The following is a 15,809-nucleotide window of genomic DNA, read 5'->3' as shown; positions in this document are numbered from 1 at the left end:
AGGCAACGGTCGGCTCAGGTCCGCGGTTCGGTCCGGGTGAGCCGGCTGCGGAAATCGAGGCCGAGCAGGTGGCGCGCCTCGCTAATGGCGGTGACGAAACCGTCCTTGCCGGCATGGAACAGCGCGTTCGGCTCCCCCTCCTCATCCCAGGGCCAACCAGTCCGGACAATCATGATCAGCAGCTCTTCGAGCGCATCGAGCCGCTCTTTATGCTCGCGATACTCGTTCTCCACCTCCGCCAGCAGCGCGCGGTCGATAACCCCGTTGTCCAGGCTCGCTTTAAATCTTTCCAGGGCATTAGCCATGATATCCTCTTCTCCTCCCGTGATCGCCGGCAACTCCCCGCCCCGCCCGGCAAGGGCGGCCGGCCGGCGGGCATCCGCTGCGGCTCAGAGCTTTTCCTGAACGCTCCGCACCTTGTCTTCCATCGTCTGGACCCGGTCGGTCCGGGTGCCGAGTTTGATGGTGGTGGTGATGCGCGGGGCCCCCAACTCGTGGACCACCTCGTGGCAACGCTTCACCGCGGCGAAAACCGCATCCCACTCCCCCTCGATGTTCGTGCCGTAGGCATGGAGCGAACTCTTCAGCCCGGCTTCGGCAACCACCTTTTCGCAGGCGGCGACATAGCGCGACAGGGAAACGCCGACCCCGATCGGCACAAGACAGAGATCAACGAGCACATGCATGGGGCAACTCCTTATTCGTGGCATGGCGGGCCGCACTGCTCAACGGTTTACCGTCCGTTCCTTGAGCGAGCGGAGCGTCCGCAGGATATCCTCGACCTTGTACGGTTTTTCGATAGCGGCGGAAAAGCCGTAGGTCTTGAAGTTGGCCATCACCGGGTCTTCGGAATAGCCGCTGGAAACGATCAACACCGCCGCCGGATCGATGGCCAGGATGCGGCGGGCCGCTTCCACGCCCCCCATGCCGCCCGGAATGGTCAGGTCCATGATCGTCACCGTGAAGGGCGCCCCCCCCGCCAGCGCCACCCGGTAGAGGGCGATCGCCTCGTCGCCGTCCGCGCAGGTCGTCACCGCATACCCCGCCCGGCGCAGGGTAATGGTCGCCAGTTCGCGAATCATCTCATCGTCGTCCATTACCAGGATGGTCTCTGCCGACCGGTCAACCGTCGCGACCGAATTCGCCTGGTGGTGGGCCGTCTCCGCCGTGCCGTTCGACGGGAGATAGATGGTAAAGACCGTGCCGACGCCAACGGTCGAAGTAACGGTAATCCGGCCGCCGTGCTTGGCGACAATAGCATAGGTCGAAGCGAGCCCGAGTCCCGTTCCGCCGGCCTTGGTAGAAAAATACGGGTCGAAGATCCGTTTCTGGTCCTCTTCGGAGATGCCGCAGCCCTGGTCGGTGAAGGTGATCCTGACGTAATTCCCGCCGGGGAGACCGAGCGCGTTCCGCTCGTCCAGAACGAGATTCTCGCCGCAAACGGTCAGCTTCCCCCCTTCCGGCATCGCCTCGACCGCATTGATGACGATACTGTGGCAGGCCTGGCTGAGCTGCCCTTCGTCGGCCTCAACCGCATGGAGTTCGGCGGGCATCTCGAACTCTGCCTTGACCGGGGTGCCGCTCAGCGCCAGCGAAACGGCATCGTCCACCACCTTGCGCACGTCGAGCATCCGCTTGACCGGCTGGCTCCCCTTGGCAAACACCAGCAGCTGCCGGGCCAGGTCGGCGGCCCGCCCCGACGCCTTCTCGGCCCGGTCGAGCGGCCCGCAGGCTTCGTGCCCGGGGTCGAGCAGCATCTTGGCGAAGGAGATATTCCCCATGATCCCGGTGAGGATGTTGTTGAAGTCATGGGCGATCCCGCCGGCCAGCACGCCGAGGGATTCCAGTTTCTGGATCTTGAGCAGCTCCCGCTGGACCCGTTCGTGCTCCGTCAGATCGGTGAAGATCACCAGGATACGGTCCCGGATGAGTTGGGTGTTGGCGAGCGTCTGCCGGACCGTGCCGTCCTTGCAGGTGACCAGGGCTTCCCGGGGAGCCAGCGGAGTCCCGTTGAGCCGGGCGGCAACAAGGTCCGCCCGCCAGGTACTGGTCAGCGCCTGGCGGTACTCCGGGTCCGGATAGGCCCGGCGGAACCACTCATCGTCGGTGGGGATCTCTTCGGCCCCATAGCCGAAATGTTCGATGAAGCAGCGATTGAGGTATTCGATCGTCGTGCCGTCGGTGATGGCAATACAGACCGGCATGGCGTCCATGATTGTCCGCAGGTTCTCTTCGTTGTCGCGGAGTGCCTTCATCGCCTGCTTGTGCGCCGAGATATCGCGGGCGACACTGAGGATGCACGGCTCGCCTTCGATCTCGATCGGGCAGGCCGTCAACTGACCGGTGAAGAACGTACCGTCCTTGCGCCGGAACTCGGCCTCCATCCCCCTGACGACCCCCTGCTGTTCAACTTCAACCATGAAACGCTGCCGCTCGGCCGGGTTGACCCAGATATTGAGCGACAACGAAGAATTGCCGATCGTTTCGTCGAGCGTATAGCCGGTCATCAGGGCGAACGCTTCACTGACCTCCAGGTACGTGCCGTCACGAAGGCTGGTGAGGATGATTGCATCGGGCGAGGTGTGAAATACCGAGGCATACTTCTGTTCCGACAGGCGCAGCTGTTCTTCGGCATGTTTGCGGGTCGAGATATCGACAATGGTGCCGACCATCCGCGTCGGGCTCCCCAGGTTATCGAATTCGACGGCCTTGCCGCGCCCCTCGATCCAGCGGACAGTCCCGTCCCGGGAGATCACCCGGTATTCGATGACCGAAAGACCTTTCTTTCCCTGGCAATGCGCTTCAATGGTGGCAAAGACCCGCTCCCGGTCGTCGGGATGGACGATCGACTTCAAAAAGGCACTATCGAAGACCGTTTCAGCCGGTGAATAACCGATCAGCTCGCAATAGCGTGGGCTCAGATAGGCCCGATCGGCCTGCATGTCCCAGTCCCAGAACCCTTCAGCCGCCACATCGAGGATCAGTTCGTTTCTGGCTGCTTTCATCAACCCTCCGCAGAAGCAGAGCGCTTCCGCACGTCCCGGGCCAGCACCCATGCCATGGCCGGGCATCCCGATAAAGATATTCCATACACGGAGCGGCGCGGTGCTGTCAAGAAATTCGGCGGCGGACAAACAGCGTTTCGGCCCCGCCCCGCGCAGCGATTCCCGCCGACGGCAGCCGGCATCGTTCGGTGCCGCAATGCCCCGTCACCCCTTCAGCCGCTGCAGGAGCTGTTCGAGCACGATCACGCGCTGCTTCAGCTCGGCATGCAATTCCCGGCGGTCGGTACGGCCGATCTCCGTCCGCAGTTCGTCGCAAGAGCTGATAAGGGTATCCGTCAGCACGTCAAGTTCCGTTTCGGTCAGTTCGATGGTTTTCATCTCGTCCCTCCCGTTGCCGGCTGGGCAACCCGGGTTTTAAAATGCCTCGCGCGTTCTGTTAATTGTAAAGCACCCGCCGGCAGGTTCAAGCCGGCACCGGTCAGCCGATCAGGAAGGAGCGCATCGAGATCGAGCCGAGTTCGATCCCCTCGATGAACGAGACGACCGGTTCGTCCGCCCGGCGGAGCGCCAGCACGTAGAGAAGTGGCAGATAATGCTCATTGGTGGGGATGGCGAGCCGGGCCGCCTCGCCGAAGGCGGGATAATCGGCCAACCGCGCCAGGTCGCCGGCCAGGGCCAGCTGCGTCGCCAGGGCGTCGAACTCGACGGCCCACGGATAGGGACGGTTGTCCTCCCAGCGGAGCAGCCGCAGGTTGTGGACCAGGTTGCCGCTGCCGAAGATCAATACTCCTTCATCCCGAAGCGGCCGGAGACGTGCCGCCAGGGCAAGATGCTCGCCGGGAGAGCGCTGCCGGTCGAGGGAGAGCTGCACCACCGGGATGTCGGCGGCGGGATACATCCGGCGCAGCACCGACCAGCTGCCGTGGTCGAGACCCCAGGCGTCGTCCGCCGCCACCTCGGCCCCCGCCAGCAACCGAAGCCGTTCCGCCAGCGCCGGCGAACCGGGCGCCGGATACTGCACCCGGGAAAGCTCCGCCGGGAAACCGAAAAAGTCGTGGATCGTCGCCGGCCGCTCCATCGTCGTCACCCGGGCGCCATCCGTCTCCCAATGGGCGGAAATGGCCAGGATCGCCGCCGGCCGGGGAAACCGCGTCACCACCTCGCGCCAGGCAGCGGCGAACGACGTCTCCTCGATGGCGTGCATCGGGTTGCCATGGCCGACAAACAGCGCCGGCATCGTTGTTCCGGTCATCGGCTCTCCTCCGTATTCAGTCAGGGAATCAGCCCCCGCAGCCGGGCGGCCCACCAGGGCGACAGGGCAATCGTCAACAGCACCAGCAGCCAGAGGTTACCGCCCGTCGGGTTGTAGGCGGCCAGCAGTTCCCGCCAGCCTTTGTTCGCCACCAGCCGGCCGAAGAGGAATTCGAACAGCACGGTCAGGACAAGCCACCCGAGGCCGAGCAGCCGGTATCCGGCCGGCGACAGCGGTCCGAGCCACGGCAGCGTACCCCAGGCCAGCAGCAGGAACAGCCCGGCGGCCAGCAGTCCGGAAAGCGGCAGGGCAAGGCGGGAACCGATGAGCGGCACGAGGCACTTCTCCCGCAGCCCGCCGTTCAGGATGGCAATCGGGATGAACGCCGCCCAGATGACGACGCTTTTCAGCAGCAGGATCGGCATGGGGCGCCCCCTCCTAGGACTCCGCCCCGTCGGCAATGATCGCCACCACCCACTCGGCCAGCAGGGCCAGCTGCTGGCGGGAAATCCGTTCTTCGGTCGTGTGGACCTTCTCGTAGCCGCAGCTCAGGACCACCGTCGGAATCCCCCGGTGATTGAAGATATTGGCATCGGAGCCGCCGCCGGTCGCCTTGCAGCGGACCGGCAGGCCGAGCCGGCGGCCCGCCCGGGCGGCACGCTGAACCGGCGCCGCCTCTTCCGCCAGCCGGTAGGCCTGATAGCAGGAAACCAGATTGATATCCACCCAGCCCCCCTGCTCCTTCGCGGCCCCCTCCATCGCGTCGAGCATGCCGGCCACCTGGGCCTGCAACTTCGCCGGATCGAGCGACCGCGCCTCCGCCTGCAGCTCGCAACGGTCGGCGACGATATTGGTCGGCCCGGCGGCATGGATGCTGCCGATATTGGCCGTCGTCTCGGCGTCGATCCGCAACAGCGTCATCCGGCCGATTGCCGTGGCGGCGAGCTGGATGGCCGAGAGCCCCTGTTCGGGGGCGAAGCCCGCGTGGGCGCTCCGGCCGTGGAAAACGGCGTTGATCTTCACCTGTTCCGGCGCCTGGACGACGATCTCGCCGACCGGCCCGCTCGCGTCGAGAATAAAGCCGCAACGGGCGGTAAGCCGCTCGGTGGCAAAATGACGGGAGCCGAGTAGCGCCAGTTCTTCGGCAACGGTGAAGACGATTTCAATCGGCGGATGGGGGAGTTGCCGCTCCCGGATGGCGGTCAGCCCCTCCAGCACCGCCGCCAGGCCGGAAACGTCGTCCGCGCCGAGCACGGTCGTACCGTCGCTGACGATATACTCCCCGTCGCAGCGCGGCTTGATGCCGATCCCCGGGGCGACCCGGTCCATGTGGCAGGAGAAGAGCAACGGCTCTCCCGGCCCACTGCCGGCCAGCCGAGCGAGGAGATTTCCCGCGCTGCCGCCGATCTTCTCGCCGGCGTCGTCCTCCTGGACGGTAAAGCCGAGCTCCGTCAGCAACGTCGTCAGCCGGTCGGCCAGCAGGCGTTCGCCGGTCGGCTCGGCATCGATGGCGCATAACTCCATGAATCTGGCATCCAGCCGTTCCCTGTCGATCATAGACATCCTTTCCCCGGTCGCGCTTCGCCCCCGCCGCACTATCCGGCACGGGACCACCATCAGGGATAATCCAACCGGGCGACACTGTCAAGCAGGACAGTCGCAGCCGCCGCCGACAACCCCGGTTAGCGGTAGGAATAGAGCAGCATGAGATAGGCCAGGTACATCAGCATGATCACGAACGAATCCCAGGCAAGAAACAGCAGGCGCCGTTCCGAGCGGTAGGTCAGGCCGATGATCACGATGCTCGTCATCGAGACGGCGGTCAGAGTGGAGATAATGTGGCTGTGACTGACGGCGGACAACAGCGGCCCGGGGAAATAGAAGAAATCGTCAGCGGCAAGGATGCCGACATTGAAGAGATTGCTCCCCAGCAGATTGCCAATCGCCAGATCGATGGCGCCGATCCGCACCGCCGTGACGGCGATCACCACCTCGGGCAGCGACGTGGCAGCCGCAATAAAGATGTTCCCGACGAAGGTCTGCCCCAGGCCGGTCCGGAGCGCAATCCCCTTGCCGATCTCCGGCAGCAGGATCGCGGCACCGATCACCAGCAGGGCGTTCCAGCCATAGCGCACCGCCGCGGTCCTCAGTTCGATGTCGCCGTAGGCGAACGTCTCGGCCTGTTCGCTGATGAACCGGGCAATCTGGCGTTTTTCGTAACTGTAGACCAGCCTGATGGCGATGACGTAGATGCCGACGAACAGGAGGGAATAGAACCCCATCCAGCCGAAGGGGACCATCCGGTTCCCCCAGAACAGGCTCAGGCTGACAATGGCGAGCAGCAGGACGCCGAAACCGCCGGAGAGGACATGCCCCTGCTGCGCCCTGGCCGAGATCGGCTTTGCCCGCTCGATGACGTCGAGAAACGCCAGGATTACCAGGTTGAAGACGCAACTCCCCATTGCGTCGCCGACGGCGAGATCGGGAGCGCCGACATAGGTCACCGAACTTACCCCGGTCACCAGTTCCGGCAGCGACGAGACGCACGCCATCAGGATAACGCCGATCCAGCTCCTCCCCAGGCCGCTTTTCTCCGCCAGGACATCGCCGTACCTGGACAGCTTCGCCCCCGCATAGACGATGACGGCACCACTGGCCACAAAACCGAGCCAGAGGATTGCAAGTTCCCCGTCGACCATTGCTCCCTCGTTGCGGCCCACCGCTTCCCGCCGCTCCTTTCAATTGTAGGAGGCATTGCCGGTTCCGCAACCGCTCGCGGGGGTCGAACGGCCGGCGGGCCGCGCCGACCCGGCCGCGGCTGAATGAACGCGGTGCGGTTCCACGGAGAATTGACTGCCGGACAGCCGGGGGTATGATTAAAAAACATCCAGAAAAATCATTGGCGTGCCGCGGCCCGAACCTCCATTTTCGCCCCGGCGGAGGTTGATGCGAGTCCTACCCAAGTGAGCCGCTCTTCTCTGGACGGTGCTCCGGATCGATCCGGCTCCGTTCACCGGAGACGGCAGAGAGTTCAGGAGGTCCCGCCATGACCAGGAGAATCGCCCTGCTCCCCATGCCACTTATTCTCGCCGCCGCTCTTCCGCCAACCACCGGAGCCTTCCTGCTTCCCGACACCGGCCAGACCCTCTGCTACGACGCCTCGGGAAGCACCATCCCCTGCGCCGGCACCGGTCAGGACGGCGCCTACACCATCAACCCGCCGTCGTACTCCGACAACGGCAACGGCACCATCACCGACAACAACACCGGCCTGATGTGGCAGAAGGAAGACGACAATCAGCTCTACAGCTGGTACATGGCAACCGGCAACTACCATTACAGCTACAATCCGGCTTCACAGAACGTCTGCGGCGACTTGGTCCTCGGCGGCTATGCCGACTGGCGGCTGCCGACCAAAAAAGAATTGCTGGGGATCGTCGATTACTCCGTCAGCATGCCCGCCTCAAGCATCAACCCTATCTACTTCCCGACCGCCAAGGCGGACGCTTACTGGACGGCAACCGGCTTCCGCGGCGGGACGACCAGTGCCTGGTACGTCCAGTTCGGCGGCGGGACCGTCAACTACAACAGTACGGGAAACGAACTCTACGTCCGCTGCGTGCGGGGCGACCAGGGAGAGTCCACCCTGATCGACAACGGCAACGGCACGGTCGCTGACTCCCGGACCGGCCTGGTCTGGCAGCAGGCCGAGCCGGGGCAAAAGAGCTGGAGCGAAGCCTTTTCCTACTGCGCGGGGCTTACTCTCGGCGGGAGCGCAGACTGGCGGGTTCCCAACGTCAAGGAGCTCGAATCGCTGACGAACGACGTGGCCTACGCACCCGCCATCGACACCGCCCTCTTTCCCAACGCCCTCAGCGCCGCCTACTGGGCGTCGACCTCGACCGCTTTCGACCCGAGCACCACCTTGTACGTCAATTTCACTACCGGCAGCGTCAGCTACCTCGACAAGACCAGCACAATCAACCTGCGGTGCGTACGGGGCGGCCAAGGCGGAGCGTTAGGCACCCTGTCGGTCAGCTGTGGCGGCACGGGAACCGGCACCGTAACCGGCAACGGGCTACTGGTCGGCTCGCCGGTCAGCTTCTCGACCAACACCGGCGTCAGCGCATACTTCGACGTCGGCTCCACCGTCAGTCTCCATGCCTCGCCGGCGGAGTACTCCCTCTTCTCGGGCTGGGAGGGGGGCTTTTCGGGCACGGCGGCCGATTACAACCTGACCATGCCAGCCAGCATCGCGGTAACCGCAGTCTTCGACTTCGACATTAGCCACAAGACCCTGATCTACGGCACCACCAGCTATTACTCGACACTTTTGGCAGCGTACAATGCCGCTGCCCCCGGCAGCGTCATCCAGGCATGGGCCACCGACTTCGGCGAAACGCTCATCCTTGCATCAAGCAAAGCCGTCAGCATCAAGGGAGGATTCAACCAGGAATACACCGCGATCAGCGGCCGGACCACCCTCAAGGGGACGCTCACCATCGCCGGCGGCACGGTCATCCTGGAAAACCTGCAGATCCAGTAGCCGGCCGGCTTCAGCGCATCCGGGAACCGCCCCGTGAAGCTCCCGGCCGTCCCTACGGCAAATTCCGTCCGCCCTCCCCCAGCCAGCCGAGCAGTTTCCGGCGGAGGAGCGGCCGGATGGTACCGCAGCGGGGCAAGTCCGCCAAATCCGCCGGCGCATTTTGGCCGATCCTTTGGCCGATAATCCGACCCCTCCCTATTTATCCCGATTGGCAGGACGAAACCTTCCTGCAAGAACGACTAACTTCTCATTCACAAGGAGGATTCAGCAATGATGACGAACAGGGGAAGACGGCTGGCCATTGCGGCCTGCGGAGTGCTGGGCTTGGCATCGACGGGGTCCGCCTTCGACCGGCTCCTGCTTGATCGGGCGAAGTCGCTGGGCGAGTGCGAACACTGCGATTTCAGTCACGCCGAGTTGAAGGGGATCGATTTCAAAGGGATCAAGCTGGACGAATCCGATTTCTCCGGAGCAATGCTGAACGGGGTACGTTTCGAGGACTGTGGGGAGTGCAACTTCACCGGCGCAGACCTGACGGGGGCGCGACTGGAGGGCGCAAGCCTCGACGAGGCGATCTTCGAAAACGCGAACCTTACCTCGGCCGCCGGTAGCGATGCCTATATCCATCACGCAAATTTCGTCGGTGCCAACCTGACCGGCGCCGTTTTAAAAAGATTCAACGCTGAGAAAGGGGACTTTTCGGGGGCGAACCTGACCAACGCCGCCGTCACCGGCGCGAAACTCAAGCGGGCCATCTTCACCGACGCTATCGTGAAAGGAGCTGACTTTTCCTTTGCCGATCTGTCATCCGCAGAGATGGAGAATCTGGATCTTGCCGGCGCAAATTTTCGCGGGGCGACGCTCGCCGGCACCAACCTGCAGGGGGCAAAGCTCGGCAAAGCGGATTTCACCGGTGCCGACCTGAGCAGTTCCCAGTACAGCCTCTCGTCAACCTACGACTTCACTGGACGGCTGGTTGAAACCTTCGCCCCGGTCAAGTGCAGCGACCTTCAGGAAGCGGGAGCAATCTTCGACCAGACGACGAAGTGCGGGAAATAGGTCTACAATCGGCAAAGCGGGAGATATTTATTCCGGGAAAATAAAAGCCCCGGCACTGATTAGTCACAGTACCGGGGTCTGTATTGTCGACAACCCTCCAAGGCACCGGGGTTGTTGAATTTTTTTGGAGCGGGAAACGGGATTCGAAGCCGTCTGAAAGCTGTCCGTCAACTGTAGTTGCAAACGGGTAAAAACCAATCAAATTGGGCAACTAACAGAACTTCCGTTGGTCTTGAGTCCTCACAAAATCTCAACGGAACGGAACGAAACAAAACTCACCCGGTTTAGCAAAAGTTTTGCGAAAGGCCTGCCGACGATCACGGCCCCCACCTTCTTTCACTGCTCCACACAATTATCTAATTGATTCTAAATTGTTTTCCGTATAAAATTTCAAATATGAAAAAAGTACGGAAAACATTCCGGTGGATTGATATAGGTGAAGATGCCAGGCGGCAATACATTAACGCTCAGGCAACATTCACGGCTTGGGAAGATGCCCGAAAAGCTGCTTCTGAAGTACGAGGCGGCATGTATTGGAAGCGACAGGGTGCAACTGAATACTTGATCCGGACTTCGCCCAGTAACGCCCAAAAAAGTATTGGCCTTCGCTCCGAAAAGACGGAACAGATTTACCAAAATTTCATTGCCAGAAAAGCTGAGGTCGAGCAAAGGCTCGCCGGGCTCACCAGCGCACTTGAGCGACAACAGCGGATGAACCGAGCGCTTTTTGTTGGCCGGGCTCCTCGCATACTTATCGACATACTAAACAAGCTCGCCAAAGAAGGGCTTTCGGAGTATTTCACGGTCATTGGCACTCATGCCCTATACGCCTATGAAGCTGCCGCAGGCGTTGGTATTGGAGAAGAGGCAGCATTGGCAACGCAGGACATTGACCTTCTTCTGGATACCCGGAAGCGCCTGAGCTTCATCACACGGATGGCCAATTTGGGCACATCAATGCTAAAGCTGATCCAGAAAGTAGATTCCACCTTCAAAATCCGCGACGACCAGAAGTACACTGCTGTCAATAGCAAGGGCTTTGAAGTCGATATCATCCGAAGGGAACCGAAAGACGATGACCCCCACCCGTTGCGATTGACTGATGAGGATGATGAGTTCTATGCCGTACCAGCTCGGAATGCTGGTTTACTTCTCAATGGGCCGCGTTTTTCTGCGGTGATCGTTTCCACGACCGGCCACATGGCACGGATGAACACTATTTCTCCAGTCTCATTCGTCAGGTTCAAAAGATGGATGGCTGAACAGCCTGACCGGGAGCCGATGAAGCGCACAAGAGACATCCTTCAGGCGAATATGGTCGAAGAGCTGATCACCGAATACCTCCCCCACTTGTCAGTTAGTAACTAAGGCAAAACCTGACCACTCGACATGATCAGCTAGGGTCAGGAGCAGGTCAGCAGCAGGTCAGCAGGGTCACAGGTCAGCAGGGTCAGGTCAGCAGGGTCAGGCTTTGCATCTTGTGATTTGTGTGATTTGCGCAAGGATGGCCCCCTTCTCCTCGGCAAGAGAGGCCTCCACGGCAGATCGTGCATGCAGGCGCGCCGCTATTGCACTCAGCGACGACAGGTCTCTCCCCGTACGGCGACCCAGTTCGGTCAGCGAGCACGACGGCAAGTCCTGGATAATCCACGCCGCCATTCCCCGGGCACGGGACAGCACCTGCTTCTTTCCCGGCTGGGCGAGCATTTCCGGCGTAAGCCGGTAGTGGCGGCAAACGGCCGAGATGACGTCATCGATGGAAATCGCCGTTCTTGGGAATCCCCCCTCTCCCATCAGGTTGTGAACGAATTCCTCGTCGCCGAGTATTCGGCTGTCGGCAGTCCCCTCGCCGTGGAACTCCCCTCGCCTTCCCTCGGAGATGCCGTCGCGCACAAAGGCCAAATAGGCCCGGCTCGCCGCGTCCCTCGTTTCGGACAGCATCCCCAGAATCATGTCGGTGCAAAGCCAGGGGAGCGTCTCCATGCCGCAGTACGCCTTATGACCCGTCCACGGATATTCCCCGGGAGCTGCGGCCATTCCCGCCCGCACAGGATTGAGGTGGACGTAGCGCACCAGTTCGAGAAGGTACGAATCGCCATCCACGAGAACCGCCTTGTACCTGCTCTGAAAGAGATGGCCGCAACGATCGTGGCGCCAGTTGATCCAACGGGTATACCGGAAAGAGAGGTTCTGCATGATGCGGGAGAGGGGCAGCGCATCCACCTGCACCACCAGGTGGACATGGTTGCTCATGAGACAAAAGGCGTGGATGCGGTGGCGGAAACGCTCCACCCCTTCCTGCAGGAGAAGGTAAAAGCGGTAGCGGTCCCGGTCATCAAAGAAGATGTCCTGTTTACCGTTGCCGCGCAGCATGACGTGATAGAAGGCGCCAGGATGATGAATGCGAGGCTTGCGTGCCACACCCTACCCCCAGAATATGCCGGTGGGGTCGTCGTCGACTTCCTTCAGAGGTTTTTCAAATTTCTTTGCAGGATCAATGTCAACGTAGTAGTGCCAGCGGGAATTTCGATCCGGCCAGTATAGCGTCCAGAGAGATGTCGACGCATCGAAACGGAACTGGGCAACCACAATCTCGACCCACTGCTGCGGATCAGCATAGAATGGTCGAGATTCGAACAGGGTCGCGTTGTTCCCCCGAAACCGGAAGCCGATTTTCAACTTATCAGAAAAATGAAGAGGAACCTTCTTAGCACAATAGGCTGAGAGCATCTTTTCAACCAGCAATTTTACCAGGTTCGGCAACGCCATTTCAGCCTCCACATGGTTTATTCAAGGAACTATACCAGGCAGATCGAAAGATGCAAAGCCTGACCCGACCAGAATTTCGACCAGAATTTGACCCGACCAGAATTCCCGATCAGGCGGGTATCGAATATCCTGACGTCGGTGGGGCAACCTTCAACTTCCAGCGAGATCAGGGAATTATTAGTAACGGGAGACTTGCGGATGGCGGTTAAGCACCTGGTGATGTAAGGCTCTTTGCGGTCCGCGAGAACGCTCCACTCGGCGGTGACGTGGTGGGCGACGAGGATAACGAGGGGGCATTTATTACGTTTATGAGGGGGGATACTACCGCCGCTGACGGACCTAATCCTCAGCTCGATGATCTCCGCCAGGGTCAGGCGCTCGTCGGGGTCGACATACTGGATGATGTTGTTGGTGGAGGTGGAGGAAGCGGTGGCGATCTGGTAGGAGATGACTACATTCTGGCCGCCGGATTCGAACCATTCGGCATCCAGGGCCATGAAGTAGGCGCGGTCGTGACCTGTCGGCGACCACGGGCGGGACTCGCAGATCGGGAAGAAATCTTGGTATTTCTCGGGTAAGTACTGCAAGGGTGTCTCGGTGCAAGAGGTGTGGTTATGCTTTATTCCAATTTATCCATTTCTCCAGAGTGGAACCGCCGGGAAACTGGCAGTTTCTCGTGATCGTGACCCAGTAAAACTCATCGATCAGCTTCGGTGTCGTTGAATGCTGCCGATTCAGCAGTTGCGGGAGGTCTTTTAAGGCAACTCCCAGCTTTTTGCACTGAGATTCGAGCATTGAAAGCTCCTCCTTGATTGTCATGTGGAAGCGGTAGAACGATTGTTCCGATGAATCATAGTTGAATTTGGCTCTAATCGGTTCATCCCATGGGACGAGGACATTTGGCCGTAATGCGAATAGGATTTTTGCGGCACCTGTAGGACCAACGGTGACAACAACGGTCCTCTCGCCCCGGGGTTTACGACAAGCTATCATTTTCGTGAGCTTTGCATAAGCCTCGCTGGCCGATTCGAGTTCGTAGGGTGCAATGGAGAGCAAGTCTGCGCCCTTCATCGGAAGCATTTCCCGGCAGTCTTCATACCATTGCAAAATCTGTGCACTGGCCAGACCGTGGCACTCTTTGGAGAACTGCCTACATCCCCACTGGTTAAGCCAGGTGATAAGGGCTTGTCGGTGGTCAGCATCCGTCAAATCAAGCTCATCATCGATCTTCGATCTAAAATCGCAATACGAGCTATCGTAGTCGGTCATACTGGCATAGATGTGACAGGCAAATGCGAGCTCGGCAAGGGTCATGAAACCTACTCCTCTTCCTGCGCCGCTATCATCCAGATGCGTTTCAACGGTAATTCTGCCTTCAAATCCTCATCAAGCTTGTCATAGTGAGCGAAAAGCTGTTCCAGCAGCTCCTTCTGGGTCCAGAGACGTACCGTGAAAAAGCTTGCGGCAAGTTCTTTCTGGACGTTGGTTTTAAACCCGCTCCACGATACGAAAAGCCCCTCGTTGGCTTTGAATTTCGTAACTGCGCCGATCAACTTGTCCACGGTGGGGCGGTCGATGGGAGACGCTTCGGACTTCACTTCGACACAGAGTCGAGGAGCGCCGAACCCCAGCGGGCCGGTACCAGCAAGGATGTCGGCCCCCCCATCAGATCCTTCCGGGCTACGATAGGTTGTGTAGCCTTGAGCATTCAAAATGGCCTCTACCAATCGAGTCAAACCGTGCCCCTTAAATTTTGCCTCGATGACCCGGGCAATCTGGTCGAGAGCCAATTCCTCAAGATTCGTCGATACGGCTGCCTCGTCCGTATCTGCGGCCACGGCGGGTGTAGCGGCCACCGCTGCAACACTTTCCGGTTTCCAGTCGTTTGCACGCATGGCATTGATACGCGCTTCTGCGTTATTTCTCTGGACGCGGCAGATCGTGAGGAATGCCCCGAGGGTGTAGAGGATATCTTGGCTGAAATTTGACCTGGGAATGGCCTCTCCTATCCACGTGACCGGCCGCCAGTGGTAAAACGGGTTTGGTCCGTCCGGCTCGAAATGATAATCACCGGTCACTTCTCCGATGTAAATTACTGGTTGAGTCTTGAGTGGCAGGATAACGAGGTCGCCAGTGTTTATTTCGTGGGCGAAAGGCCAAACCTGGCTCACCCAATTCTGGAGGCGTTTCGGCTTAGAGTCGGGATATATCGAAGCCATAGCGGCATACAGGGTATCTCGGCTAGAGAGGAGCGAAAGGTCCTGATTGAAATTGTCCCAGGTCACGTAAACCCGTTTTTCCTGAATGAACTTCTGTTCGTATTCACCATAAGAACCGGCTCGGATTAACCAGATTGCCATAGCACTGCCTCCATTAAGATTGTATCAGGTGATGCAACGTATTAGATGGCGAAGTAGATAGTAAGCTGGCTCATAGGTGCGATTAGCCTGAGCATCTGGCACTAACTCACCGTGAAACAGAAGGTTGCGCATGCAATATAAGACCTCTATCAAACCTGCGAATATGGCATATTTATCGTTCACAAAATGATATCCATCCATCAGCATTGCATCTGCTGGTGGCGGGTTTGTCGTTAGCAGTGATGTGAACTGGAAAGGATTAGCTTCGGCGTAACATTGCCTGAACGGCCCCCTCTTATTGGTATGCAGTGCCATAAAGCTCGGGTGTGTCTCGAATTCGTCAACGTCCCAGCCGTTGGTTTGAGTAATTGTACAAGTAACAGCGTTAGCAGGAGATGTAACCGTAGACACGATGTTATTTGCATTCTGCCGTTCTACTCGGTAGGTCCAATTGTAGAAGGTACGACTGAAAATTCTTTGTGGATTTCTGCCGATACAGACACTCTCAAAGCTCACTTGGTTATCGTTACGGTCTTGAAGAGGATCGGACGATAGACGACGGTGTAGCGCCGCAATGTGGTTTCGGATCTCCTCGCTGTCCGGGTCGCCTCCGTCCAGCTTTGCCATAAATCTTGTTCTGATGCGGTTTCCATCCGATTTCACTTCGTCCAGGATTTCTCTTTCGGTGCGCAGGGTATCGTACGTGTGTCGATACCAGGCATTGAAGGGTATCCAAGCCTTTACAAAATGTGTAAAGAACTCCACGTCTGATTGATCCAGCCACTGCTTAATATTGTCACGGTTAGGTCTTGGCATGG

Annotated in this window: 17 protein-coding genes; 3 read left to right on the top strand and 14 right to left on the bottom strand. The window is 59.6% G+C overall.

Translation table 11 applies throughout. The features are described 5' to 3' along the window. Window positions 1-14: 14 nt before the first annotated feature. From QMN23_RS08600 to QMN23_RS08565, 8 genes are all read right to left on the bottom strand, one after another. Complete coding sequence (locus tag QMN23_RS08600; protein ID WP_282003432.1) at window positions 15-305, bottom strand: hypothetical protein; 291 nt, start codon at window positions 303-305, stop codon at window positions 15-17. A gap of 84 nt (window positions 306-389) precedes the next feature. After that, window positions 390-686, bottom strand: coding sequence for an MTH1187 family thiamine-binding protein (locus QMN23_RS08595; protein ID WP_282003430.1), 297 nt, complete (start codon window positions 684-686; stop codon window positions 390-392). Window positions 687-725: 39 nt separating this feature from the next. Next, complete coding sequence (locus QMN23_RS08590) at window positions 726-3,005, bottom strand: PAS domain-containing hybrid sensor histidine kinase/response regulator (RefSeq protein ID WP_282003429.1); 2,280 nt, start codon at window positions 3,003-3,005, stop codon at window positions 726-728. A 204-nt stretch (window positions 3,006-3,209) separates the two neighbouring features. After that, window positions 3,210-3,383, bottom strand: coding sequence for a hypothetical protein (locus QMN23_RS08585; protein WP_282003427.1), 174 nt, complete (start codon window positions 3,381-3,383; stop codon window positions 3,210-3,212). Between the two features lie 100 nt (window positions 3,384-3,483). After that, window positions 3,484-4,257 (bottom strand): 4,5-DOPA dioxygenase extradiol, encoded by a 774-nt coding sequence (gene ygiD, locus QMN23_RS08580; protein ID WP_282003426.1) that lies wholly within the window; start codon window positions 4,255-4,257, stop codon window positions 3,484-3,486. Between the two features lie 20 nt (window positions 4,258-4,277). Continuing rightward, window positions 4,278-4,682 carry a hypothetical protein gene (locus QMN23_RS08575; RefSeq protein WP_282003424.1) on the bottom strand — a complete coding sequence of 135 codons (405 nt, stop codon included), beginning with the start codon at window positions 4,680-4,682 and terminating at the stop codon, window positions 4,278-4,280. 13 nt (window positions 4,683-4,695) lie between these two features. Further along, the gene (locus QMN23_RS08570) at window positions 4,696-5,820 is read right to left on the bottom strand and encodes a M20/M25/M40 family metallo-hydrolase (RefSeq protein WP_282003422.1); all 1,125 of its coding nucleotides are present in this window, start codon (window positions 5,818-5,820) and stop codon (window positions 4,696-4,698) included. A gap of 119 nt (window positions 5,821-5,939) precedes the next feature. Beyond that, complete coding sequence (locus tag QMN23_RS08565; protein ID WP_282003420.1) at window positions 5,940-6,956, bottom strand: sodium:calcium antiporter; 1,017 nt, start codon at window positions 6,954-6,956, stop codon at window positions 5,940-5,942. Window positions 6,957-7,303: 347 nt separating this feature from the next. Here QMN23_RS08565 and QMN23_RS08560 point away from each other — a divergent pair, with 347 nt between their 5' ends. The 3 genes from QMN23_RS08560 (at window position 7,304) to QMN23_RS08550 (ending at window position 11,230) form a co-directional block, all read left to right on the top strand. Continuing rightward, window positions 7,304-8,803 carry a DUF1566 domain-containing protein gene (locus tag QMN23_RS08560; RefSeq protein WP_282003418.1) on the top strand — a complete coding sequence of 500 codons (1,500 nt, stop codon included), beginning with the start codon at window positions 7,304-7,306 and terminating at the stop codon, window positions 8,801-8,803. Between the two features lie 270 nt (window positions 8,804-9,073). Continuing rightward, window positions 9,074-9,862 carry a pentapeptide repeat-containing protein gene (locus QMN23_RS08555; RefSeq protein WP_282003417.1) on the top strand — a complete coding sequence of 263 codons (789 nt, stop codon included), beginning with the start codon at window positions 9,074-9,076 and terminating at the stop codon, window positions 9,860-9,862. Window positions 9,863-10,258: 396 nt separating this feature from the next. After that, window positions 10,259-11,230 (top strand): GSU2403 family nucleotidyltransferase fold protein, encoded by a 972-nt coding sequence (locus QMN23_RS08550; protein ID WP_282003415.1) that lies wholly within the window; start codon window positions 10,259-10,261, stop codon window positions 11,228-11,230. A 96-nt stretch (window positions 11,231-11,326) separates the two neighbouring features. On the opposite strand, the gene QMN23_RS08545 is transcribed toward QMN23_RS08550, so the two are convergent. Genes QMN23_RS08545 through QMN23_RS08520 form a run of 6 tightly spaced genes read right to left on the bottom strand, consistent with a single transcriptional unit; the run spans window position 11,327 to window position 15,807 of the window. Continuing rightward, the gene (locus QMN23_RS08545; RefSeq protein ID WP_282003413.1) at window positions 11,327-12,283 is read right to left on the bottom strand and encodes a transposase; all 957 of its coding nucleotides are present in this window, start codon (window positions 12,281-12,283) and stop codon (window positions 11,327-11,329) included. Window positions 12,284-12,286: 3 nt separating this feature from the next. Beyond that, the gene (locus QMN23_RS08540; RefSeq protein ID WP_282003411.1) at window positions 12,287-12,631 is read right to left on the bottom strand and encodes a DUF3024 domain-containing protein; all 345 of its coding nucleotides are present in this window, start codon (window positions 12,629-12,631) and stop codon (window positions 12,287-12,289) included. A gap of 29 nt (window positions 12,632-12,660) precedes the next feature. Continuing rightward, the gene (locus QMN23_RS08535; protein ID WP_282003409.1) at window positions 12,661-13,218 is read right to left on the bottom strand and encodes a hypothetical protein; all 558 of its coding nucleotides are present in this window, start codon (window positions 13,216-13,218) and stop codon (window positions 12,661-12,663) included. A gap of 25 nt (window positions 13,219-13,243) precedes the next feature. Next, window positions 13,244-13,945, bottom strand: a complete 702-nt coding sequence (locus QMN23_RS08530; RefSeq protein WP_282003408.1) for a hypothetical protein — start codon at window positions 13,943-13,945, stop codon at window positions 13,244-13,246. Window positions 13,946-13,950: 5 nt separating this feature from the next. Next, on the bottom strand, window positions 13,951-14,991 hold the full coding sequence (locus QMN23_RS08525; RefSeq protein ID WP_282003406.1) for a restriction endonuclease: 1,041 nt from the start codon (window positions 14,989-14,991) through the stop codon (window positions 13,951-13,953). 24 nt (window positions 14,992-15,015) lie between these two features. Next, window positions 15,016-15,807, bottom strand: coding sequence for a hypothetical protein (locus QMN23_RS08520; RefSeq protein ID WP_282003404.1), 792 nt, complete (start codon window positions 15,805-15,807; stop codon window positions 15,016-15,018). Window positions 15,808-15,809 lie beyond the last annotated feature (2 nt).

The organism is Geotalea uraniireducens, from assembly GCF_027943965.1.
In the GTDB taxonomy this organism is placed as follows: Bacteria; Desulfobacterota; Desulfuromonadia; order Geobacterales; family Geobacteraceae; genus Geobacter; species Geobacter uraniireducens.
The sequence above is the reverse complement of the archived record's forward strand: the minus strand, read 5'-3'. Positions and strand labels throughout refer to the sequence as shown.

Coding starts and splice junctions, on each gene's coding strand:
- QMN23_RS08530 (WP_282003408.1), bottom strand. CDS start 13,945: ATGACCCTTGCCGAGCTCGCATTTGCCTGTCACATCTATGCCAGTATG.
- QMN23_RS08555 (WP_282003417.1), top strand. CDS start 9,074: ATGATGACGAACAGGGGAAGACGGCTGGCCATTGCGGCCTGCGGAGTG.
- QMN23_RS08575 (WP_282003424.1), bottom strand. CDS start 4,682: ATGCCGATCCTGCTGCTGAAAAGCGTCGTCATCTGGGCGGCGTTCATC.
- QMN23_RS08595 (WP_282003430.1), bottom strand. CDS start 686: ATGCATGTGCTCGTTGATCTCTGTCTTGTGCCGATCGGGGTCGGCGTT.
- QMN23_RS08570 (WP_282003422.1), bottom strand. CDS start 5,820: ATGTCTATGATCGACAGGGAACGGCTGGATGCCAGATTCATGGAGTTA.
- QMN23_RS08525 (WP_282003406.1), bottom strand. CDS start 14,991: ATGGCAATCTGGTTAATCCGAGCCGGTTCTTATGGTGAATACGAACAG.
- QMN23_RS08550 (WP_282003415.1), top strand. CDS start 10,259: ATGAAAAAAGTACGGAAAACATTCCGGTGGATTGATATAGGTGAAGAT.
- QMN23_RS08540 (WP_282003411.1), bottom strand. CDS start 12,631: ATGGCGTTGCCGAACCTGGTAAAATTGCTGGTTGAAAAGATGCTCTCA.
- QMN23_RS08520 (WP_282003404.1), bottom strand. CDS start 15,807: ATGCCAAGACCTAACCGTGACAATATTAAGCAGTGGCTGGATCAATCA.
- QMN23_RS08560 (WP_282003418.1), top strand. CDS start 7,304: ATGACCAGGAGAATCGCCCTGCTCCCCATGCCACTTATTCTCGCCGCC.
- QMN23_RS08590 (WP_282003429.1), bottom strand. CDS start 3,005: ATGAAAGCAGCCAGAAACGAACTGATCCTCGATGTGGCGGCTGAAGGG.
- ygiD (WP_282003426.1), bottom strand. CDS start 4,257: ATGACCGGAACAACGATGCCGGCGCTGTTTGTCGGCCATGGCAACCCG.
- QMN23_RS08600 (WP_282003432.1), bottom strand. CDS start 305: ATGGCTAATGCCCTGGAAAGATTTAAAGCGAGCCTGGACAACGGGGTT.
- QMN23_RS08565 (WP_282003420.1), bottom strand. CDS start 6,956: ATGGTCGACGGGGAACTTGCAATCCTCTGGCTCGGTTTTGTGGCCAGT.
- QMN23_RS08585 (WP_282003427.1), bottom strand. CDS start 3,383: ATGAAAACCATCGAACTGACCGAAACGGAACTTGACGTGCTGACGGAT.